We start from the raw sequence: 21,744 nt of genomic DNA on the forward strand, positions 1-21,744 counted from the left end.
TGAAGAAGTGAGCGACGATTGATGACTCAGACATCTGAAGGGCGTGAGACACCTGTGGGCGCGGATCGCCAGTACGAGGATTTGCTGACGCGCGTCATGAACGAAGGCGTTTCCAAGGCTGACCGCACCGGCACAGGCACCCGCTCCGTTTTCGGCGCGCAGCTGCGCTATCCCCTGTCCCAGGGGTTCCCACTGATTACGACGAAACGCGTCCACATGAAGTCGGTTGTGGGTGAGCTCTTATGGTTCCTGCGAGGCGATTCGAATGTGAAGTGGCTGCAGGATCACGGTATCCGCATCTGGAACGAGTGGGCCGACGATCAGGGGGATTTGGGACCTGTTTACGGTGTCCAGTGGCGCTCGTGGCATGCGGAGGGGGGCCGAACCTTCGACCAGATTTCGCACGTCATGGACACCTTGCGCACAAATCCGGACTCACGACGCATGATCGTGTCCGCGTGGAACGTGGGCGACCTGGAGTATATGGCGTTGGAACCGTGCCACGCTCTTTTCCAGCTCTACGTGGCCGATGGGCGTCTCAGCCTGCAGCTGTATCAGCGCAGCGCGGATCTGTTCCTGGGCGTCCCCTTCAATATCGCCTCATATTCCCTGCTGACACATATGTTTGCCCAGCAGGCTGGGCTTGAAGTGGGCGACTTCATCTGGACGGGTGGAGATTGCCACATTTACAACAATCACGTCGACCAGGTCACCGAGCAGCTCTCACGGGATCCGTATCCGTTCCCGACGCTCACGTTGGATCAGGCACCCTCGTTGTTCGAGTATGACTTTGATGATGTGCACATCGACAATTATCAGCACCATCCGACGATCAAGGCATCAGTCGCCGTATGAGCACACTTGTGGCGCGCCCCAATTTCACGCTGGCGTCGATTTGGGCGCAGGATCGAAACGGCATTTTGGGAACTGGCACATCGATGCTGTGGCATGTTCCGGCTGATTTTGCGCATTTCAAACAGATGACGCTGGGCTACCCGATCATCATGGGGCGCTCTTCCTACGAGGCTCTGGGCGGTCAGCCATTGCCCGGACGCACCAACATCGTCATGACGCGCCAGCGCGACTACGAGACCCCCGGGGCACTGGTCGTTGCCAACCTGGATGAGGCGCTCGAGGTCGCAACCGCTCACCTGGCGGATCACCGTGACCAGCGAGCAGCCATCACCGCCAGCACTGCGACGACACCCGACATGGATAGGGACCCAGCTCCCGTGGTGTGGATTACCGGCGGAGCCCAGATCTACGAGCAGACGATGGATCGGGTGGATGAACTGGTCGTAACAGACCATGATCTGGATGTACGCCCGCTCAGCGGGCAGAACACGCCGCTGGTGTACGCGCCGCACGTCGATCCCGAGCATTGGCACGTGGATCCTGATCGGTCCGATTCGTCGTGGCGAGACGTGTCGGGTGACGCTCGGTGGAGAATCACGACATTTGTTCGCCCTTCTCACCGCTGAGCTGATCACTGATCCGCAAGCTGCGCGCTTTCTTCTCTACTGGTTCGATGTGCGCGATGACATGTGATTCATCCAATTGGGACATTTTGCGGGCACTGACCAGCACCCGCGTTTCCAACGAGCCGACGAATCTGTTCCACCGTTCAGTCAGATCATCAATCGTCTTTCGAACAAGCTCAGCATGGTCTGCGAGGGTGCACAAGCGCGAATACAGTTCGCTGGCCAGAGCGTAGAACTCACGAACCTGCGCAACGGCTGATTCTTCGCGCCACGTATATGCCACTGCTTTCAGGCACGCCCACAGCGCGCTGGGAGACGCCAAAGCCACACCTCGCGAAAAGGCGTATTCCAGCAGCTGCGGATCTTCGCGCAGCGCGGATGACAGCAGGGATTCGAGGGGAATGAAGGCAATGACCAGGTCAGGTGACTGCTCGTACCTCTTCCAATACTCTTTCTTCGACAGTGTGTCCACGTGGGACCGCACGGCTCGAACATGCTGGGCAAGCAGTTTCTTCTTCTGTTCTGCTTCTCTCTCCCCTGCCGAGTCGGGAATATCACATGCCTTCATGTACGCGTCGAAGGGCACTTTGGAGTCGATGACCAATGTGCGCCCTTGCGGCAAGTGCACCACCATGTCGGGCCGCTGACGCCCCGATTCCTCTCCGCTGTTTCGCTCACAACGCTGCGTGTCCTGTTCGTCGAAATCAACGTGTTCCATCAGGCCACACATGTCAACGAGGCGTCGCAACTGGATCTCGCCCCACTGGCCGCGCACAGACGTCGAACCCATGACGTCATGCAGCTGAGAGGTGGTCACCCGTAATTGCTCGCCGATCGTGGTCGATGCTTCAAGCTGCGCGCGGATAACCCCGTACTCCTCAGCTCTGAATCGTTCCATCGCCGACATCGAATGCGTCATTTTCGTCAACATGTCGCTGACAGGTGCCAGCGCCTCCATAATCCGTGCGCGTTCTTTTTGCTGCCCCAGGCTGCGTTGAGCCTGATCTGCCAGGCGGTCTTCATATTCCACGCGCATGCGTTCGGATCGTTCGCGCTCATCGGCGAGCTGTTCATGCGCCTCTTCCAGGCGCTGACGAAGCTGGTCATGAACGGCTCGTGTCTGCTCACCACGCATATCACGCTCATGTTCAGCCTGCGATACGCGCATACGCAGCGAATCGAGCGCACGCCCCGCCCCCAGGTTGACCCCGGCAAACCACCCTGAAACGATGCCCACCACCAGTGCGAGAAGGGGTACCACAACCATCCATATATTCATGGCTTCACTGTACGAACCACCGTGTGCATCTGGAGCCCATAGGTCTCTCACCAGCCACTCCGCACTCCGATGGGACCAAGGACCCAGCAGGCAACCCTCATAATGACCTGGCTCACATTCTTCCAATCATCGTGTGACATTGGCCGCATTGTTTGCGAACGGGGTGAGCAACAAATGTCTAGGGTGACAAGTACAGCAATGATGCTCTACCTGTAAATCGAGGACCGATGACACGCATCACTCATACCCCCATATGGCCTCCCCTCACTTCACTTCGCTCGCGTTACAGCGCCGTGCGCTCCACCTCGCCCACGCCGCCGCGCTCGCGCCGTACATTCCTGGGTGCGCTGGGCGCATTGCCGTTCGCACTGCTGCTGTGCGGATTCGCCAGACCCCTCCCCGCCGCCGAAGACCCGTCATCAAACGTGCACGGCGGTGAAGCAAACCTCGTGCTCCCTGACCTGTCACAAGTCACTGTCATCGGTGGATTTTCGGGACAGACTCTGCTGATTATCGGCCTGATCGTCTGCCTGCTTGGACTGGGATTCGGCCTCGCCACCTACATGCAGCTCAAGAAGATGCCGGTACACGGCTCCATGTTGGAGGTCGCGGAGCTGATCTACGCAACATGCCAGGCCTACCTGAAGAAACAGGGACGTTTCCTGCTGATTCTGTGGGTCTTCATCACCGCAGTTATCGTCATCTACTACAAGGTTCTGGTCGGCTTCCCGTGGGGGAAGATGCTCATTGTGGTCGCATTTTCGCTTCTGGGAATGGCTGGCTCCTACTCCGTGGCGTGGTTCGGTATCCGCGTCAACACGTTCGCCAACGCGCGCACCGCCTACGCCTCCTTGCGGGGCAAGCCGCTGCCGATCCATAGAATCCCCATGAAGTCCGGCATGTCGATTGGAATGGTCCTCATTTCCCTCGAATTGCTGATGATGCTGATCATCCTGTTGTTCCTGCCCAATGACGTTGCCGGTGCCTGTTTCATCGGCTTCGCCATCGGTGAGTCTCTGGGAGCCTCGGCCCTGCGTATAGCCGGCGGCATCTTCACAAAGATTGCCGACATCGGCGCGGATCTGATGAAGATCGTGTTCAAAATTGACGAGGACGACCCGCGCAACCCCGGTGTTATCGCTGACTGCACGGGCGATAATGCAGGCGACTCGGTGGGACCGTCCGCTGATGGTTTTGAAACCTACGGTGTGACAGGCGTGGCTCTGGTGACGTTCATTATCCTGGCCGTCAATGACCCCGTTCTTCAGGCAACGCTGCTGGTGTGGGTGTTCTCCGTGCGTGTCGCCATGATTCTGGCTTCGGCTCTGGCCTACGCGATTAACGCGCGCATCGTGGCGTCGCGATACAGCGATGCCACAACAATGAACTTTGAGGCCCCGTTGAGCTCGCTGGTGTGGTTCACCTCGATTATCTGCATCGCTGCAACGTACCTGATGTCGTGGCTGGTCCTCGCACCGCAAGGCGGCGCCCTGTGGGTCGAGCTGGCCACGATCGTCACGTGCGGCACGTTGGCTGGCGCACTTATCCCCGAGCTGGTGAAGGTCTTTACCTCCACGACGTCGCGCCACGTGCGTGAAACGGTGAAGAGTTCACGCCAGGGCGGAGCATCGCTGAACATTCTGTCAGGCGTGGTCGCCGGCAACTTCTCTGCCTACTGGCTGGGCATCACAATTGTTGGCCTGATGGGTGGCGCGTTCCTGATTTCCGAGGTCACACTGGGCGACTACATGCTGGCACCTGCTGTCTTCGCCTTTGGCCTGGTGGCGTTCGGTTTCCTGGGAATGGGGCCAGTGACGATCGCAGTCGACTCGTACGGCCCTGTGACCGACAACGCGCAATCCGTCTACGAGCTTTCCCGCATTGAAGCGATCGACGGAATTGACGAGGAAGTTCAGCGCTCCGACGGTTTCGCCCCGCAGTGGGATAACGCCAAACTCATGCTGGAAGAAAACGATGGTGCGGGTAACACCTTCAAAGCCACTGCGAAGCCGGTCCTCATCGGCACCGCTGTTGTAGGTGCGACGACGATGATTTTCTCGATCATCATCGGTTTGACGAATCGCCTCGAAGAAGGTCTGAACTATCTGTCGATCCTGCACGCTCCGTTCCTGCTGGGCCTGATTATGGGTGGGGCGGTGATCTTCTGGTTCTCCGGCGCATCGATTCAGGCAGTCACCACAGGCGCCTACCGTGCCGTCGAGTTCATTAAGACGTCCATCAAACTGGACGATGACACGGAACGAGCCTCCGAAAAGGATTCGACCCGCGTAGTGGAGATCTGCACACAGTACGCGCAACAAGGCATGTTGACGATTTTCCTGGCGGTTTTCTTCGCCACTCTGTCATTCGCATTCGTTGAGCCGTACTTCTTCATCGGCTACCTCATTTCGATCGCCATCTTCGGCCTGTACCAGGCTATTTACATGGCGAACGCGGGTGGTGCATGGGATAACGCGAAGAAGATTGTCGAGGTTGACCTGCACGCCAAGGGAACCGCTCTGCATGACGCGACGATCGTGGGTGACACGGTCGGCGATCCGTTCAAGGACACGTCCTCCGTTGCCCTGAATCCGATCATCAAGTTCACCACGCTGTTCGGTCTGCTGGCAGTGGAACTGGCAGTGTCACTGACTGGACAGGGATTGAGCGCCCTCGTCTACACGCTGGCCGTCATTTTCGCACTGGTGTCCGCGTTCTTCGTCTACCGTTCCTTCTACCACATGCGTATACAGGCGCCGATGGAGGATCCGGCCGACGGCGAGGACTCCCCCGCTGATTCCCCTGCATCTCAGATTGGAGCACAGCAATGAGAATTGCCATCAAACGCGATGCGACCCTCATTGACGAGGGCGGCCGAGTCACCGGTCATGACGCCGGTGCCACTTTGGTGAGGCGAATCCTGCGCATCTTCCCCGATTCCAGCATCATCGGCCCTGTGGCACGGCGCTGCAAGGGTTTCACCGTGATGCCGCTCGAATCAATCAATCCCGATGACACGGTCATCATCAATATGGATGTGGTGGACTCACTGGGCACATGGAACACCGTCTACCATGCCTCGGGCGGCAATATTCCGAAGATCATGAACTTCGTGTGGTTCCCGGTTAACACGCTTGAGCAGCACGTCCAGGTGTGTGCCCTCGCGTTGTCGTGCGCTCTGTTCCCCACGTTCGCAAACTCGGAACGCACAGCGGCTGAAGTGCGTGAAGTCGTGGAGCGGTGGACCGTTCAACCGTTAGCTCAGAAGGCTGAGTTGTCGTGGGTGAACCTGGGATTCCGCCTGGAGCATGTGCAGCCGCGTCATGAACCTGACACGCCCGTGGTGTTGTATCCGGCAATCTACCTTGCCAACCGCAAGCGCCCTGACATGTTCATGGATATTGTGTCCGCCGTGCAGGAAGACACGGATCTGCGTGTGGAGGTGCGACTGCACGAGTCGCACCTGGTTTCTGAGAAGGCGATGGAGTATTCACAGCTGCCGTGGATCTGGGTGGGGTCGCTGACCGCCTCGCGCGCGTCATACTGGCAGGCGCTGTCGCACACGACGGCGTTTGTGGCGACCGCCAGCGAGGAATCCTACGGCCTGTCCTATGTGGAGGCGATGGGTGCCGGAGCGATCGGAATTTTCCCGGATCTTCCGTGGGCCAGGGCTTTGCTGCCGGACGGGTATCCCTTCATGTATCCCGATGGCGACGAGGATGCGGCTGCTGACTTGCTGCGCTGGGCATTGACGGAAACTGATCGGTGTCGTGCGCAGCTCGATGAGCTTGTGTCGGGCAGCTTCGTGTCGTGGATCCACGACCGTCACAGTGATGACGCGTTCGACCGTGAGATACTCGCCGCGGTCAAGGAGTGGTTCAGCTGATCACAGGCTAGTGCAGGAAGTTGAGGAAATTCGTCCACAGATCATCCCACGAGTAGAAGAAAACCTCGGAGTTATTGACCAAGAGGAGCGCTACAAGCGCCCCGAGTATGCAGGTGAGTGCCGCGAGGAAAAAGTCCGTCACAGCGCGCCGCACCCGTCCGGTACGCATCCTCATCCGCACACGCATCAGGGATGTCGCCATGGCAATCCCCCACGCGCTAAAGCTCCCGATCAGCGGCACAGTTTGGGTGATCTGCCACCATGGCGGGGCTGTCGGAGCGTCCGACTGCACTTCCCTACCGCTCCACCATTTCAACGCTGAGGGCAGATCCTCGCGCCATGTTGTCCAGCCGTGGGCTCCCTCGGACTTCATGACCGATACGAAGGTATCGTTAGGTTGTGTGCGCGCCAGTTTCTGCAAGGCAGTGCCAAAAGTCATGGCATCCCTGTCCGCATATACGCCCATCGCGAGGACTCTGAGGGGCACATCATGCGGCTGAGCGAGCAAGTGTGAAATGGTGAATGCGTCCCTTGTCGCCTGATCGGCATTTTTCAGAGCGCCTAATTCTGGAGTATCGTACCCGCCCATCGCCACAGCTGTCCCAAAGACGTCACGGTGGCGCACATGTATAACAGGCGCACAGTATGCGCCTGATGAAAATCCGCCTACGGCCCAATGGTCGGGATCATACGGAATACTTGGGAATGCTGCGCGGATCGCTGGGACTAGATCAGTGACAACGAAGGTTTCAGTTTTGGGGTGCCCGTCAACGTCAACGCAGTCCGGCTCTGCCCCGCCCATTGACAGGTCAGGGAAGATCAGCAGCGTTGGAGGAATCTCGCCTCGTTCGACCAGTGGTGCTATGCGTTCGGTGAGTTCGAGTGACTGAACTGTGCCAATCGCTGTTCCCACGTACCCGTGATAAAGCACGATGGCCCGCGAAAGCGGGATAGGCGTGTCGGCGCTGTCACTCTGGGAGGCAGTAGGTATCGCTCCGACCGGAGCGTAGCCGGGTGGCGCCCAGACGGCAACTTCGCGCGTCAAGCCGGACTGCGCGCCGCTCAGCGTTCCTCGCCATACGTGCAGCTGCGCGTCGTAGGCGAGTTCCGGTGGATCGACGTGTTGGTCCTGTTCACCTTGTCTGGGTGGCGCAAACGCTGATACGCGAGTGTCGCCTGCACCGAGCGCATTCTTGACCAATTCCACAACCTCAGAAGGAGTACGAAGGAATGACATGGTGCGGTTGGCCAGCAAAGCGAATGTGGTGCACATGAGACTCGTCGTAATGCACAGGGCGATAAAAGCTGTCACCTGGCGTCTGAGGATACGTATGAACGACGTGCGCGCTCCCTCGCGATTGGGCGAAAGATGTCCGGCAGGGCGCAAAAGCGTGGACGTGCCAATAAGTGCGCACAGCGCCAGTACTCCGGCAAATAGGACGACCCAACCACTCATGAGATTCACAGGCTCAGTGTGCACTACTTACCTGTGAGAATGCCGTAAAGCACGACTCGCCTCGCGAAATCAGCGCGAAGAGCGGGCCTTCCTTCAAGAATGCAATGCGCGATCGTGGTTTATACGCCACGATAGACATATGAGTACTCACGTAGATTTTTGGTTCGATACAACATGCCCGTGGACGTGGATCACGTCTCGCTGGGTCGAAGAAGTGGCTCGCGCACGCGATTTTGAAGTGACATGGCACCCGTTCTCTCTGGCGATTCTGAATGAAGGCAAGGACATTGATGCGGAGTATCGTGCACATGTCGAGCAGGGGCGCGGCCTGTCGTTATTGTTTCAGAAGGTTGCGGACACTCACGGCAGTGAGGCTGTAGCCTCCCTCTACACCGAGGTAGGTACGCGCCTGCATAATCAGTCAAAAGAGTTGGGAAGTGATGTCATCGCCGACGCGGTGAAGGCAGCCGGATTTCCCGAGGCTATCACCAACGGTGTGGAGTCATCGGACGAGGCACTGCGTTCCTCTGTAGCGCATGCGTTGGAGTTGGTCGGTGACGAGGTTGGCGTTCCCATCATCGCGTTTGACGGTGTCGCGTTCTTTGGGCCGGTGATCTCTCCTGCTCCGCATGGTCAGGCGGCACTGGATCTTTGGGACGGCTGCGTTGCTCTGGCACGTACGCCCGGATTCTTCGAGTTGAAGCGCACGCGCACAACCGGCCCGCAGTTCGACTGATCTGATTCTCACCTGGCGCAGTGCGCTAACAGCCGCCCTGCCAGATGAGGTAGCCGTCAGGAGAAGTGGCCGCGGAATCCCCCCTGAGGTAAACCGTTATCGCCCGGAGTGTTTTACTGTATTTCATATGATTGTTGTAACAACAAATGACATTCCCGGGTACCGAATCGATGCGGTTCTGGGAGAAGTGATGGGCCTGACGGTTCGCTCCGCGAGTATAGGCCAGACCTTTACTGCTTCGTTCCGCACCATCGGCGGAGGCGAAATCCCGGAGTACACCCGCATCATGATCGACTCGCGCGAACAGGTGATGTCACGCATGGTGGATCAGGCTGCCCGCAGAGGAGCCAACGCGGTCATCGCGATGCCCTTCGACACCGGCGAGCTTGCCGAGCAAATGACGGAGGTTTGCGTGCATGGAACGGCAGTTGTTGTCTCACCGATTCCTCAGGGCCAAGCCGGTGCCACACTGCAGTCCATGGATCAGACCCGAGGTGCCCGCCGGTAAGTCGCCTACCGCTGGATCGGAATCGACTACTGCCCACGCAAACACCAACGCGGCCTTTCAAGGTGCGTCTAGGGTAGGCAAACGCCTTGGATTTTGCCAGATCGTCAACGGGTCAAGGTCATTGACCCCTCCGATCGTCAACCGGTCAAGGTAGAAGCGCCATCGACGCACTACTGCGGCGGAACTGACATCGACTTTTCCGCGCTATCATGCGATTCTCGAATGGTGAGACAGCCCGCAACGGCTCTCTTACCTTGACTGGTTGACGCTCTCGTTCGAGGTTGACGCTTTCGCTCATCGGCGGCGGGTAAGGAAACGGCGATGGTTGGAAAGAAAAACGGGAAAGAAAACGGGAAAGAAAAACTCTTGATCAGCGCTCGTGCTGATCAAGAGTCTCGATTGGTAGCGGGGGAAGGATTTGAACCTCCGACCTCCGGGTTATGAGCCCGGCGAGCTACCGAACTGCTCCACCCCGCGTCTGTATTTCCTTGTGTCTTCTACTGTAATAGGGCGCTTCCAGCCCGGCAAGAGCTGCAGCGGTGAGATGCATCATGACAGGACTGCGCATCTGTCAACTGCCTCACCTTCCAGGAAGTCTTGTGGCAGCGCACAAGATGTCGAGCAAGAAGAAGACATGGCGTCAGATATGCCAGTGGCGGCTCGCTTCAGGTCTGACAACCTTCCTGCAAGCCGCCACTGGTGCGTGCCTTCCGCTACGGGTTCGACTGTCCGGCCTACCGGTCAGGCAGGTCAGCCCGCGCGATTACCTCCCTAGCCGTTTCCACCCCCGTCATCGCTTTGCGAGTCTCCGGTCAGACTGTTCGTCGCGCCCGACTGAGCGCCATCGGCTCCTCCCAGTCCCGGCACCGCAGCACCGCTGACGTCCTCACCCATCTCAGCTTGAGCGTTCAACGCGTTCGTCAGCGCAGTGTCCAGCTTCTTCTGAGCCGTACCGTAGGCAGCCCAATCACCGGCCTTCATCGCCGCATCGGCTTCTTGCATGGCTTGGGATGCCTGAACAAGCGCAGCATTGAGTTTCTCCTGCGCACTTTGAACAGCGGGAGAAGTGGAGTCTCCCTCGTCGCCCGAACTTCCAACCTCGTCAGCAACTGTCGCCGCTGAATCACCACCAAAGGTCTGATCGAGCGATTCCTGCAGCGTGGGCGCAAACCCGACCTGGTTACCGAACGCTGTCAGCACCATGCGCAGCACCGGATACGAGGCCGTGCCCTTACCTTGAACGTAGACAGGCTGGACGTACAGCAAACCGCCGCCAACAGGCAGTGTCAGCAGGTTGCCGCGGATAACCGTCGAATCCGACTGGTTCAGCAGGTTCAACTGCGAACCGATCTGCTGGTTCGAGTCATAGGCGTTCTGAACCTGACCGGGGCCAGGCACCGTCAGGTCAGACGGCAACGCGATCAGTCGAAGCTTGCCGTACCCCTCACGCACCTTGCCCGGCTCGTTGCCCGTCTCCGAATCAACCGCAAGGAAGCCTGCCATAGCTTCACGCTTGGACGCACCGCCCGGCACGAATACCGATGTCAGCGAGAACTCTGCGCTTTCCTGCCCAGGCATCTGCATGGTCAGGTAGTACGGCGGTTGCGGGATCTGAGGAGTGGACTGTCCGGGCTGCTGGATACCCTCCACACCCTGCTGCTGAGCGCTCGCCAGCGCGGCCGTTGACGTTTCCTGCGCCAGCCTCCATAGGTCACCACCGGTGTAGTACTGGGCAGCCTCGGTCACGTGGTACGAGGTCAACAGGTCGCGCTGCACCTTGAACAGATCCTCCGGGTAGCGCAGGTGCGCCATCAGATCACCGGAAATCTCAGACAACGGCTCCACTGTGTTCGGGTAGACACCCATCCAGGTCTTCAAAACCGGATCCTCGTTGTCCCACTGGAACAGGCGCACATGCCCGTCATATGCGTCGACAACAGCCTTGACGGAGTTACGCATGTAGTTGACCGTGTTACCGGCGCTGACGAACTGGCTGGCGTCGGAGGACAGCGAATCCACTGTCGACTGATCCAGCTGCTGGTGCGCCGAATACGGGTAGGCGTTTGACGTTGTGTACGCGTCAACGACCCACACCAGACGCTTCGGCGTAGACGGATCATCGTCCATGTCGACAACTGCCGGATAAGGCTTTTGCTCCAGCGTCAGGTACGGCGCAACCTTGGCCACACGAGTCAGCGGATCACGATCGTACAGAATCTGTGACTGCGAGTTGGTTTGCGAGGAGAAGAAAATGTCGTAGGACCCGAACTTGATCGAGTACAGCAGCTTGTTCCACAGGTTACCGACCGAGGGGCCGCCATCGCCCTGGAAGGTGTAGCGCACCTGGCCGGACGCCGCCGTGTCATCGGGGTAGTCCAGTTCCTGCGGCTCAGCGCCTTCAGGTGCGCCCACAATCGAATAGTTCGGAGACGAGGGCGAGAAGTAGATGCGCGGTTCGTAGTCTCCCATTTCACCTTCAGATGGAATGGACTTTTCCCAGTAGGCGGGCAGGCCATCCGTGGTGACCTGGTTACCGTATGCGGCCACAACACCGAACCCGTGCGTGTAGACCGTATGGCGGTTCACCCATGTTTGCTGCTCAGATGACAGGCCCTCAAGATTGAGCTCACGCATGGCGATTACCGTGTCGCGGCGCTCGCCGTCAACCACGTAACGGTCCACGGCCATGCCCGATCCGAAGTCGTAGTACGGGCGCGACTGCTGCAGCTGGGTGACGGTGGGGGTGATGACCTGCGGGTCCAGGAGTCGGATCTGCGAGGTTGATTCCGTGTCCTCGCGCAACTGCCCGGGCGCAGCGGTGGTGCGCGCCTCGTAGCTTTGGAACTCGAGGTCGTTCAACCCGTAGGCTTCCAGCGTCGCATCGATGTTGTGCTGAATGTAGGGAGCCTCTGCGTTTCGGGCGTTCGGCGTGACGTAGAGGCGCTGAATCAGAGCCGGGTACGCCATCCCGATGACGAGGGCGGACACCACTGTGACCACCACCCCCGTCAGGGGCAGACGCCACGTTCCCTTGAATGCGGCGACCAGGAAGAGGACTGCCACCAGCACGGAAATAACGGCGAGGATGGACTGGGCGGGCAACTGAGCGTTGATGTCGGTGTAGAGCGCGCCGTCGGTTGGCTCACCAATCTTGGTCAGCAGACCGTAGCGACCCAGCCAGTAGTTCAGGCCGAAAAGCAAGGAGATGATTGCTGCCATGACACCGAGGTGGATGCGTGCGGATTTTGTGGCATGCGGGCGCGGGCTCAGGGCTAACGAGCCGTACAGGTAGTGCACGATCACCGCGGCGATCAGCGACCAGATTGTCACTGACATGAAGAATGAGACGATTGCCTGGAAGAAAGGCAGCGTGAAAACGAAGAACGAGTTGTCGATTCCGAAGATCGGCTCAGACTTGCCGAAGGGCTGACGTTTGAAGAACATCAGGAACGTGTCCCACTGCGAGGACAGGCGTCCGGCGTTGATGAGCGCGATGAGCGCCGGGACTCCCCAGAAAACGAGTTTGCGCATCGGTTCGATGGTGTCGCGATAGTGCCGCAGGTTGGCTCCCTCGTCACCTCGACTGGAATCGCTGCGGTGACGGTACGCAATCTGAACCGCCGCCGAGATCGCAGCGAAGATGATGGCGAAACCGAGGACGAACAGGCCCGCCATCGTTCCCCACCGGGTCCACAGGATGCGCGTAGACTTCATCTGGCTGAACCAGAGGATCTCCGTCCAAAATGATGACGCAGCGTAGACGATCACAAAAATGGCAGCCAGGATCGCGAGAGTCGTCGCCAGCGGACCGAAGCGCCTCTTACCGGATGATGAGCTGTGGGAGCCGCCACCTGAGCCGCGTCCACCGCCTGAACCGCGACCGCCGCCGTCTCCTGATCCGGAGTCGCCTGAACCGTCATCACCGTCTTCGGCACGCTGACGGAAGGGGCCTGTCCCCTTGAATCGTCCGGCTGCTGAGCCGGCTTGCTGGCCGAACAGCGCAGACAGGATCTCGCTGGTATCAAATGGCCCGTTTCCGTCCGAAGGCTTCGAATCACCGGAGCTGGACCTGCTAGTCGGGAAGGCGCTCACCGCGTCATCCTCTCTTACTCGATTTCCGCATGTGCTGTCCATTCTACCGTTATTAGGCGCCTCAAGCTTGGTCGTTCCTCGCATCCGGGCCGCCCTCGTGCCACGATAAGACCATGACTGAAGCTGAACGTGACCGTGACCTGTCTCCTGCTCAACGCGCCCTCGCGGCGTGTGTGCGTGAAATTGAGCGGGCTGCTGCGCGCCTGGGGTGGGACCGCCCGCCGATGCTGTACGCCCTGGTCCCCACGCGTCAGCTTATAGATGAACCCGCCATGCCAGCTGACGTGGTCGAGCAGCTCAAGAGTGGGTGGGATGGTTCCTCTGAACACCTGTCTGCCATCGCTCAGGAGCCGCTCGACTCTGACGATCTGGAATCGGTGCTGGCACAGTTGGCATGGCCGCGCTCCGTTGCGGGCGCAGCTCTGAGCGTTGAACGCATCGTGGTGCCCCCTGAGGTGGAGGCTGCGGCGCCTGATGATCCCGATGAGGCGTTGGCGTTCATCGCGGAGCACCCGTCTCGCACGGAGGTGCGCCTGGTCGTCGGTGCGATGCGAACGGGGCTGACGTGGTCTGCGGTGCGCACGCGTACCTTCGACACGGATGAAGCGGTTGCGGTGGGTGAGGATCTGGTTCCGGGCCTGTCGCAGGCACTGCTCGCGTCCCTGAGTGACGACGGTCAGGATTGACGAGGGGACCTGCGCAGCTCGTCATGTTGTGGCGTGTCACGGCGCCTACAGCGAAGTGACGAGGGAACCTGTGCGCTGTTACCTGGCTTCGCAGGTGGGCAACGAATCCGTTGTTCCAGCCGCAATTGCTGTGACGGCGGTGAGCGCATCGTCGAACGTATCCACGCGCGTCACGTTCAGTCCGTCGGGAATATGCCCCACTACCTCGTCACAGTTGGTGCCGGGGGCCAGGAACCACTGAGCACCGTCGTTGTTCGCGCCCACCATTTTCTGCTGGATGCCGCCGATCGGCTCCACCTGGCCGTCAAATGACAAGGCTCCGGTGCCGGCGATTGTCACTCCCCCGGTCAGGTCTCCCGGGGTCAGCCGGTCATAGATTCCCAGTGCAAACATCATTCCTGCCGAAGGACCGCCCACATCCTGAAGCGTGATGTCGATATCGAGTGGGAGCTGCGGATGAACAGACAGGTACACACCCAGCAGCGATGACGAGGTGGCTTCTTCAGAGTCAGGATCCGGCAGCGCTTTCTTGCTGGATACGATCGGGATATCGATCGTTTTCCCGTTACGCACAACCGTGAGCGTCATCTGCGAGTCGGGCGGAACAGTCCGCATCAGCGCAAACGGGACAGCTCCCGAATCAACTGGATGCACTGTGCCATCTGGCGTGGTGATGGATTCGATCTGGTCACCTTGCTCCACCTTGCCTACAGCGTCTGATCCGGGAACGGCGCCCTCAACTTGCACGTCAGCGGGCACGTCCCATCCCAGATGCTCGAGGGCAACCACGGACGCTGCTGATTCCGATGATTTCATCTGCATTTGAGCGGCTTCCTTGGCCTCTTCGCTGGTCACGTCCGGAGGGAAAATCTCCCGGTACGGAATGATTTCGTCGTGACCGGAGAACCATGCCCGAATCAGATCGAGCGTTGCCAGACTGTTGCCTGGTCCGCCGCGTTGAAGGACCGTGACCATACGTAACTGCCCGGTCCGGTCACCGTCGTCTTGTTCAGTTTCGTGCACGGGATCCAGTTCGACAGGTTTGCCCGTTTTCGGATCATTCCCACTGATTTGAATGGTAGGGGCGCCCTCGTGAGTTCCGAGAATGTTGACTGTGGGACCAGGGGCATTGACCACATAGGGCACCGGGATCAGGGTGATGAGGGCGCACACGATCGGAAAGACGATGCCCGGCACTATCCACCACAGGTTTCGCAGCAGACCGTGGCGTTTCTTGCCGGTTGCAGCCGGCTGCCGGTTCTCGTCGTTTTCAGCATCTGCAGCTGTCACTTCACGCGCAGTGTTCGCCGCCTCGGCGCTGTCTTTCAGTGTTTCTTCGGGCTGGTTTCCTGTACCGCCCGGTGTCGTCTCAAAGTCGGCAGATGAGTGATCGCGATGAATGTGCACGATCCAATCGTGACATATTGTCAGGCGCCCGGCATCAGTCGATACGTCGCTCCTGTGCTTTTCCGCTGACAGCGCACGCATCGCACCCGTGTTCCGCTGGGGCATCTGAACGAGTAGGCTCAGGGCATGAGCGATGAAACTGACCGCCCGGATGACTCTGCCCCCGACCCGTTGGAAGAAATTCTGCGCCGCCTGCTTGGTGAAGATGCCGGCGAGGAGGCCGCACGTGCTATGCGTGAGCAGGGGTTTGACTCATCGAAGATGCCGTCTTTCATGAGTAACCCTGGCCAGCTGCAGGCGATGATGAGTCAGTTCAACGCGCTGATGAACACGACGTCAGGCCCAGTCAATTGGTCAGTTGCCTCCGATCTGGCACGTCAGAGCACTTTTGGCCAGTCCCCCAACGTGACGGCAGCTGAAGCTGCGCAGGCACGTGAAGCGATGACGGTTGCCGACTTGTGGCTTGACCCGGTGACGTCTTTTACGCACCGCGGTGGCGACAGGCAGGCATGGACACGCGTCGACTGGATTGATCACACGCTCGACATGTGGAAACGCATGTGCGAACCGGTCGCGTCGAATGTATCTCGCGCACTGGTCGAAGCCATGCAGGAACAGTTCGGTGATTCGCAGATGATGGCACAGCTCCACATGCCCGGAATGCCCGAAGGAATTGGAGAGCTGGCCGGGCGTACCAGTGAGATGATGCCGAAACTGGCGGCGATGGTCTTCGCCATGCAGATCGGTCAGGCACTGGGAGGCTTGGCCGGCGAAGCACTGAGTTCAACCGATGTGGGTATTCCACTGGCGGGCCTGGATCAGACCGCACTCGTCGTTGGCAATATTCACGAATTCACCAAGGATCTGGAAATGCCGCGTGAGGAAGTCCAGCAGTTCCTCGCCGTGCGCGAATGCGCTCACCAGCGTCTTTTCGCATCCGTTCCGTGGCTTGGTTCTGATCTTGTGCGCGCGGTGGAAAAGTACTCTGCTGAGATTGCGATCGACACGGACGCGATCGCTGACGCGGCTCGCAACATCGATCCGGCGGACCCGTCATCCTTTAGCACGTCGATGACTGATCAGATTTTTGCCACAGAGCCAACTGAGCGTCAGACCGAAGCACTCGAACGCCTGGAAACGCTGCTGGCTTTGGTCGAAGGCTGGGTGGAGGTGACCACTGCCCGCGCCGTCGCTCCGTATCTGCCTCATGCGGATCGCCTGCGTGAATTGATGCGTCGCCGGCGCGCAACGGGTGGTCCCGCCGAGCAGATGTTGGGGTCGCTGATCGGCCTGACCATGCGTCCGCGTCGCGCGCGCGGTGCAGCGAAGCTGTTCACTATCGTTGAGCAGGCTCAGGGCACCGAGGCGCGCGAAGCACTGTGGCACCACCCTGACATGATTCCGACCGCTCAGGATCTTGACGAGCCGACCGAGTTCCTGGATCGGCGTGCCCGCGAGCGCGAGGAATCGGCTGACATTGATGAAGCGTTGAGCGCCATGTTGGATGGCACGCTCGGTTGGGCGGAGGGCCTGAGCCCGAGTGACGATCCGGAGATGGATTCGTTGCGCGAAGCCGGTGTGATCCCCGACGATCAGCCTGATTCAGACGGCCAGGCTGATACCGGCGCGTCCGACGAGGCCGACCGCCCCGACGCTGCCCCGTCAGACACTGACACTTCTGATCCGACGGATCCTGACGGCTCCGACTCACGCGACTAGCCGCCGCCCCGCGGTTATCCACAGATCTCGCACTGCTGCTGACTTCAGGCATGCATGGGCGTCACAATCTGGACTGGCACTACCGGTGACCGTCCCGACCATGAGGACACCATGACATGCGAGGAGACAGTATGCGCATCATCCCAGGAACAGCGGTCCTTTGGCGCGACCCGACGACCGTTCAGATTGGTTCAGATCCATCCAAGTGTGTCGTGTTCACCCAGGTCACATCCGCGCAACGCGAGTGGCTCGTGCAGGCTGCATCATGTTCACCTGAGGCCCCTCCTGTCCGCATGCTGCCGCACGTGCTTCCTCTTGTCTCCCGTTTGCGCGCGGCTCACCTCATTGACGAGGGTGAGGCACCCGCCATGCGAGAGGGGATCTGCATTGACGGGCTTGACGCCCTGAGCGTGCGCCTCGTTGAACTGCTGATACGCAGCGGTTTTTCACGTTTTGAGTTTCGTGATCCGCGACCATCGATCGGGAGGTTCGCTGATCTGATGCCCGCCGATACGTTCGCAACGTGCCGCGCGTACGCTGCAGGCGAGATGATCCGAGCGCGTTTTCCACACGTGTTTGTCGGTTCCCTGTCGCGCAGTGATCTGACGGTGGTGTCTCGGCCCAGAAGTTTTGACCTGGCTGCGTGCGGGTTCTTACTGGCTGATGACCAGCGGCACCTGGTGATGACGCGCCATGAACGCTCCGTAGTCATCGGACCGTTGGTGATACCTGGGCATACTCCGTGCGCGCAGTGTGCGGCACTGGCGTTGGTTGATGCTGATGCGTCGTGGCCGCTGCTGGCCACGCAGATGGAACAGTGGCCGGTTGCCCCCTTGCCACCGGCATGTGAGTGTCAGGCAGCGTTGTGTGCGGCCACGGCCGTCGCCCGAACGTTGGGGTACTCGGTACTTGGTGAGTCCGAAATGTGCGGGCCAGATGCCTTAACCGCGCATGTTGATTCCGACGGGCAGGTGAGGCTCAGTGCGATCGCACCACATGAGCGCTGCGGGTGCGGAGCTTACGGCACACCCTTTGAAGACGCCGTTCCTTCTCACGAGCCGGTCGCTATCCGCGCGTATTCGTGAATCTGCTCTGGAGCCGCGCCCGGCAAGATGCGTGGTGAAGTGCCAGATCGTGTGGTCGACCAGGATCCGCGCCCACTGTCGGTTTCTTGCTTATTTCGAGGCCCCGTCAGACTCCGCGTCGTCCAGACCGCGCAGAATAGCCAGAACCTGAGGACCATAGGCATCAAGTTTGACAGGACCCACGCCTCGGATAACTCCAAGCTGACGCAGCGTCTTGGGACGAGCCGACGCAATGTCGCGCAGCGTGGAATCGACAAAGACGGTAAATGCTGGTTTCGACTGGGCATGAGCCTGTTCAAGACGCCACTGTTTAAGCGCTTCAAATGCTGCCACTGCCTGCGGCCCGAACTCGTGTTCAAAGGCTTCCATATCGTCAGCCTTGCGGCGTGGCTGAGATGATCGCGCACGTGAACGGGCGACGCTGCGCGCAGATTCATCTTCCCTGGGCCAGATACCATCGAGCAACGATGTGCGTGACCTGTTCTTATGGCTGCGGCCAGTGCCACGGGAACGCGACCACGACACTTCGAGGCGATCACGCGCACGCGTCAAGCCGACATAGAGCAGGCGTCGTTCTTCTTCCCGTGCCTGCGCAGTAGTGGCCAGTGAGATCGGCAGCAACCCTTCGCTGGCACCGACCAGGAACACGTTGTCCCACTCCAGTCCTTTCGCTGCATGCAGCGTGGACAGCGTGACGCCATCGACTGTGGGGGCAGCTTGAGCGACAGAGCGTTCCCCCAGCTCATCGACGAACTTCGGCAGCGTCAGGTGGGCGCGTTCTTCAGCAAGGCTGACCAGCGCATTGAGGTTGTCCCATCGTTCACGTTCAGCACCGGCATTTTGTGGAGCGTCCGGGCTCCACCCCACCAGGGCGAGCTGCTCTTTAACCGTGGCAACCAGTTCGGTGTCGCCGCTCACGTCCACAGAATCAGGGGCGTGCGCCCCGTCTGCGCCGTCATCTGCTCCGTCGGTAAAGTCTTCACCGTCGTGACGGCGCTGCGCGGTTGCCTCGCGCCGCAGAACCAGCATGGCGCGTTTGACTTCTTCACGTTCAAAGAAACGTTTGCCGCCCTGAACAACACATGACAGCCCGGCCTGCGACAAGGCCGTTTCAAAAACTTCTGACTGCGAGTTCGTGCGGTACAGGATCGCGCATGAATGCAAGGAGGTATCACCGGACTTGACCAGTGCTGCGATGCGCTGCGCGACACCAGCAGCTTCCTCCATGTCATCGCCATAGGTCCGAAACGCCACTGCCGCACCGGATGGTCGCTGCGACACCAGGCGGACGGCGCCGGCCATCGCACCTGTCGAGGGACGGGCCCCTGAGCCGTCACCCGAAGCACCACTTGCTGCGGTGCCTGCACTGAGTCGCGACCTGCCAGTCCGTTCCATCACTCGGTTCGCTATCGACACAATCTGAGGGGTTGAGCGGTAATCACGGGTCAGTTCCACTACGCGCGTCCCTGGATGACGCTGCGCAAACCTGGCCAAATAGGATGCGTCTGCCCCGGCAAAGGAATAGATCGTCTGAGCGACATCACCGACCACGCACACGTCATGGCGCTCCCCCAGCCACAGGTCCAGGAGGCGCTGCTGCAGCGCGGACACGTCCTGGTACTCATCGACCACAAAATTGCGGTATTGAGAGCGGATATGCCGGGCAATATCCTCACGTGTTTCCATCAGGCCGCACATCAAAATCAGCACGTCCTCAAAGTCGATGACGGCGCGATCCATTTTCGCTTCCTCGTAAGCGTCAAACAGGCGAGCGAACTCTGAGTGCTCCAGGCCTGCCGGGGGGATACGTCCCTGTCTGCGCGCCACTGGCGCATAGCGTTCGGCATCTACGATGGAGACTTTTGACCATTCAATTTCTGCCGCCAGGTCACGAACCGTGGTCTTGTCCGCCCTGATCCCACAGCGCGCGGCAGCTGACGCAACCAGTGATGCCTTGTGTTCGATCAAGTCCGGGCGCCTACCGCCAAACCCTGTTTCCCAAAAATACGTCAGTTGGCGCAGCGCAGCGGAATGGAAAGTGCGCGCCTGAGCCGCAGCCACGCCCAGATCCCGCAGTCGCTGACGCATCTCGGCTGCAGCGCGCTGTGTGAAGGTTACGGCCAGGACGCTCACCGGATCGTACGCGCCGGTGGCCGCACCGTATGCGATGCGGTACGTGATTGCGCGAGTTTTCCCTGTTCCTGCCCCCGCGAGGACAGCCATCGGGCCGCGTACCTGTTGGGCAACGCGCCGCTGATCCTCATCGAGGGCGTCCAGAAGCTGCTCCGCTTCCATCATGCTGTCTGTCATAGAGGCATTGTCTCAGTGGGCACGTGCATCTGCGGACCGTGTGCCCTGCTGCAGATGCAGGTACGGGCCACCAAACCACTGTTCGATCAGCCCGTGTGCAATTGCCGTCGGCCCTGATGCGATGATCCGACCATCGCGCAGACACTGAGCGAACTCGTCGCGCGAATAGAACGCGGCATCCGATATTTCGGAACCATCGGGACGCACGTCCGGCTCACTGTCGTGCCCGCCCGTGACATGAGCGGTGAATCCCAGCATCAGCGAGCGAGGAAATGGCCACGGCTGCGCGCCCTGATATCGAACCTGCCTCACATCCAGTCCGACTTCTTCACGCACTTCACGCGCCACTGCACGTTCGGGTGCCTCACCCGCTTCCATGAAGCCGGCGATCAACGAGTAGTACCCCGTCTTCCATCCTGAATTGTGTGCCAGGAGCAATCGCTCATCGTCATCAACGATGGCGACGATCACTGCCGGATCCTGACGCGGGTATTCGATGTGATCGCACTGACTGCATGTGACGGTCCAGCCGCAGCCTGTGGGCCGCACCGCTGCGCCGCATCGGGCACAAAAGCTGGTGGCGGCGCGCCAGAACAGCAGGGCGCTTGCGGCGGTTGTCATGGCACTGTCATCGTCACTCAGCAGGTGCCCGACGCGGCGCACGCTGTGCCAACTCAGATCGCAAATGCCCTCTGATTGCCCACTCTCGCCGAGCGTTTCTTCAAGAGCATCTTCCTGTCCTGTGGGCAGTGCAATGGCGATGTAGGCAACCCCGTTGCCAGTGCGTCCGATCAGGGCAGCGTCGCCCTCGTCAATGGGGAAAGAGAAGAGGGACGCGCACGAGGCAGGCACGCTGAAGACGTGAAGTCCGTCACCTGATGGGATGAGTCCGACAGATCCTGTCGAATCGAGGAAGAAGAGACGAATATTGCTGACTTCCCCGTCGACAAGGCCGTGAAATGCGGCAGGACCGTCGTTCAGAATCTGCGAGATGGTGGATTTTTCGCGCATCGTCGTCATCGCGTCGAGTGCGCCGCGCGCCAGTGGAAGATCGAGTTCCATAATGACCACAGTAACGGTTCGCACTACCGTGGTCACT

At 59.8% G+C, this 21,744-nt stretch carries 14 protein-coding genes, 1 tRNA gene and 1 pseudogene; 9 read left to right on the plus strand and 7 right to left on the minus strand.

Annotated elements, in window-relative coordinates; genetic code table 11:
- Positions 1-21 precede the first annotated feature (21 nt).
- Both HMPREF2975_RS02850 and HMPREF2975_RS02855 read left to right on the plus strand, forming a co-directional pair.
- Positions 22-855: a thymidylate synthase gene (locus tag HMPREF2975_RS02850; protein ID WP_070725633.1), complete on the plus strand. Its 834-nt coding sequence runs from the start codon at positions 22-24 to the stop codon at positions 853-855.
- Entirely contained in the window at positions 852-1,481 is a 630-nt protein-coding gene (locus tag HMPREF2975_RS02855) for a dihydrofolate reductase (protein WP_070725636.1), read from the plus strand. Before HMPREF2975_RS02850 ends, HMPREF2975_RS02855 begins: the two co-directional genes overlap by 4 nt.
- Here HMPREF2975_RS02855 and HMPREF2975_RS02860 read toward each other — a convergent pair.
- A complete protein-coding gene (locus HMPREF2975_RS02860; protein WP_070725637.1) occupies positions 1,450-2,748 on the minus strand; it encodes a DNA recombination protein RmuC in 1,299 nt (432 codons plus the stop codon). The two genes, HMPREF2975_RS02855 and HMPREF2975_RS02860, sit on opposite strands and share 32 nt — an antisense overlap.
- A 383-nt stretch (positions 2,749-3,131) precedes the next feature.
- On the opposite strand from HMPREF2975_RS02860, the gene HMPREF2975_RS02865 reads away from it, so the two are divergent.
- Together HMPREF2975_RS02865 and HMPREF2975_RS02870 are read left to right on the plus strand one after the other, a co-directional pair.
- Positions 3,132-5,591 (plus strand): sodium-translocating pyrophosphatase, encoded by a 2,460-nt coding sequence (locus HMPREF2975_RS02865; protein ID WP_371935760.1) that lies wholly within the window; start codon positions 3,132-3,134, stop codon positions 5,589-5,591.
- The gene (locus HMPREF2975_RS02870; protein ID WP_070725639.1) at positions 5,588-6,646 is read left to right on the plus strand and encodes a glycosyltransferase family protein; all 1,059 of its coding nucleotides are present in this window, start codon (positions 5,588-5,590) and stop codon (positions 6,644-6,646) included. The genes HMPREF2975_RS02865 and HMPREF2975_RS02870 overlap by 4 nt, the downstream gene beginning before the upstream one ends.
- Before the next feature lie 298 nt (positions 6,647-6,944).
- Here HMPREF2975_RS02870 and HMPREF2975_RS02875 read toward each other — a convergent pair.
- Positions 6,945-8,102: pseudogene (locus HMPREF2975_RS02875) on the minus strand (alpha/beta hydrolase); the annotation flags it as partial.
- 139 nt (positions 8,103-8,241) lie between these two features.
- Here HMPREF2975_RS02875 and HMPREF2975_RS02880 point away from each other — a divergent pair.
- Together HMPREF2975_RS02880 and HMPREF2975_RS02885 are read left to right on the plus strand one after the other, a co-directional pair.
- A complete protein-coding gene (locus HMPREF2975_RS02880) occupies positions 8,242-8,838 on the plus strand; it encodes a mycothiol-dependent nitroreductase Rv2466c family protein (RefSeq protein ID WP_070725643.1) in 597 nt (198 codons plus the stop codon).
- A gap of 127 nt (positions 8,839-8,965) precedes the next feature.
- A complete protein-coding gene (locus HMPREF2975_RS02885; RefSeq protein WP_070725646.1) occupies positions 8,966-9,346 on the plus strand; it encodes a YbjQ family protein in 381 nt (126 codons plus the stop codon).
- Positions 9,347-9,746: 400 nt separating this feature from the next.
- On the opposite strand, the gene HMPREF2975_RS02890 is transcribed toward HMPREF2975_RS02885, so the two are convergent.
- Together HMPREF2975_RS02890 and HMPREF2975_RS02895 are read right to left on the minus strand one after the other, a co-directional pair.
- A tRNA-Met gene (locus tag HMPREF2975_RS02890) sits at positions 9,747-9,823 on the minus strand.
- A 294-nt stretch (positions 9,824-10,117) separates the two neighbouring features.
- Positions 10,118-13,150, minus strand: a complete 3,033-nt coding sequence (locus HMPREF2975_RS02895) for a UPF0182 family membrane protein (protein WP_070725696.1) — start codon at positions 13,148-13,150, stop codon at positions 10,118-10,120.
- Positions 13,151-13,551: 401 nt separating this feature from the next.
- Between HMPREF2975_RS02895 and HMPREF2975_RS02900 the strand changes: the two genes are divergently transcribed.
- On the plus strand, positions 13,552-14,124 hold the full coding sequence (locus HMPREF2975_RS02900) for a PPA1309 family protein (RefSeq protein WP_058236053.1): 573 nt from the start codon (positions 13,552-13,554) through the stop codon (positions 14,122-14,124).
- 78 nt (positions 14,125-14,202) lie between these two features.
- On the opposite strand, the gene HMPREF2975_RS02905 is transcribed toward HMPREF2975_RS02900, so the two are convergent.
- Positions 14,203-15,531, minus strand: coding sequence for a YlbL family protein (locus tag HMPREF2975_RS02905; RefSeq protein ID WP_227469154.1), 1,329 nt, complete (start codon positions 15,529-15,531; stop codon positions 14,203-14,205).
- A 126-nt stretch (positions 15,532-15,657) separates the two neighbouring features.
- Between HMPREF2975_RS02905 and HMPREF2975_RS02910 the strand changes: the two genes are divergently transcribed.
- Positions 15,658-17,250 carry a zinc-dependent metalloprotease gene (locus HMPREF2975_RS02910; protein ID WP_070725648.1) on the plus strand — a complete coding sequence of 531 codons (1,593 nt, stop codon included), beginning with the start codon at positions 15,658-15,660 and terminating at the stop codon, positions 17,248-17,250.
- A gap of 131 nt (positions 17,251-17,381) precedes the next feature.
- Entirely contained in the window at positions 17,382-18,335 is a 954-nt protein-coding gene (locus HMPREF2975_RS02915; protein ID WP_070725654.1) for a hypothetical protein, read from the plus strand.
- A gap of 90 nt (positions 18,336-18,425) precedes the next feature.
- Here the strand turns inward: HMPREF2975_RS02915 and HMPREF2975_RS02920 are convergent, their stop codons facing one another.
- Together HMPREF2975_RS02920 and nudC are read right to left on the minus strand one after the other, a co-directional pair.
- Positions 18,426-20,645, minus strand: a complete 2,220-nt coding sequence (locus HMPREF2975_RS02920; protein WP_227469156.1) for an ATP-dependent helicase — start codon at positions 20,643-20,645, stop codon at positions 18,426-18,428.
- Positions 20,646-20,657: 12 nt separating this feature from the next.
- Positions 20,658-21,743: an NAD(+) diphosphatase gene (gene nudC, locus HMPREF2975_RS02925; RefSeq protein ID WP_227469158.1), complete on the minus strand. Its 1,086-nt coding sequence runs from the start codon at positions 21,741-21,743 to the stop codon at positions 20,658-20,660.
- Position 21,744: the final 1 nt, after the last annotated feature.

This window comes from Actinomyces sp. HMSC065F12 (genome assembly GCF_001814535.1).
Classification (GTDB): domain Bacteria; phylum Actinomycetota; class Actinomycetes; order Actinomycetales; family Actinomycetaceae; genus Pauljensenia; species Pauljensenia radingae_A.

What these genes read in the sequence shown, in the direction of transcription:
- HMPREF2975_RS02850 (WP_070725633.1), top strand. Translation starts at nt 22, where the DNA reads ATGACTCAGACATCTGAAGGGCGTGAGACACCTGTGGGCGCGGATCGC.
- HMPREF2975_RS02855 (WP_070725636.1), top strand. Translation starts at nt 852, where the DNA reads ATGAGCACACTTGTGGCGCGCCCCAATTTCACGCTGGCGTCGATTTGG.
- HMPREF2975_RS02860 (WP_070725637.1), bottom strand. Translation starts at nt 2,748, where the DNA reads ATGGTTGTGGTACCCCTTCTCGCACTGGTGGTGGGCATCGTTTCAGGG.
- HMPREF2975_RS02870 (WP_070725639.1), top strand. Translation starts at nt 5,588, where the DNA reads ATGAGAATTGCCATCAAACGCGATGCGACCCTCATTGACGAGGGCGGC.
- HMPREF2975_RS02880 (WP_070725643.1), top strand. Translation starts at nt 8,242, where the DNA reads ATGAGTACTCACGTAGATTTTTGGTTCGATACAACATGCCCGTGGACG.
- HMPREF2975_RS02885 (WP_070725646.1), top strand. Translation starts at nt 8,966, where the DNA reads ATGATTGTTGTAACAACAAATGACATTCCCGGGTACCGAATCGATGCG.
- HMPREF2975_RS02900 (WP_058236053.1), top strand. Translation starts at nt 13,552, where the DNA reads ATGACTGAAGCTGAACGTGACCGTGACCTGTCTCCTGCTCAACGCGCC.
- HMPREF2975_RS02910 (WP_070725648.1), top strand. Translation starts at nt 15,658, where the DNA reads ATGAGCGATGAAACTGACCGCCCGGATGACTCTGCCCCCGACCCGTTG.
- HMPREF2975_RS02915 (WP_070725654.1), top strand. Translation starts at nt 17,382, where the DNA reads ATGCGCATCATCCCAGGAACAGCGGTCCTTTGGCGCGACCCGACGACC.
- HMPREF2975_RS02920 (WP_227469156.1), bottom strand. Translation starts at nt 20,645, where the DNA reads ATGACAGACAGCATGATGGAAGCGGAGCAGCTTCTGGACGCCCTCGAT.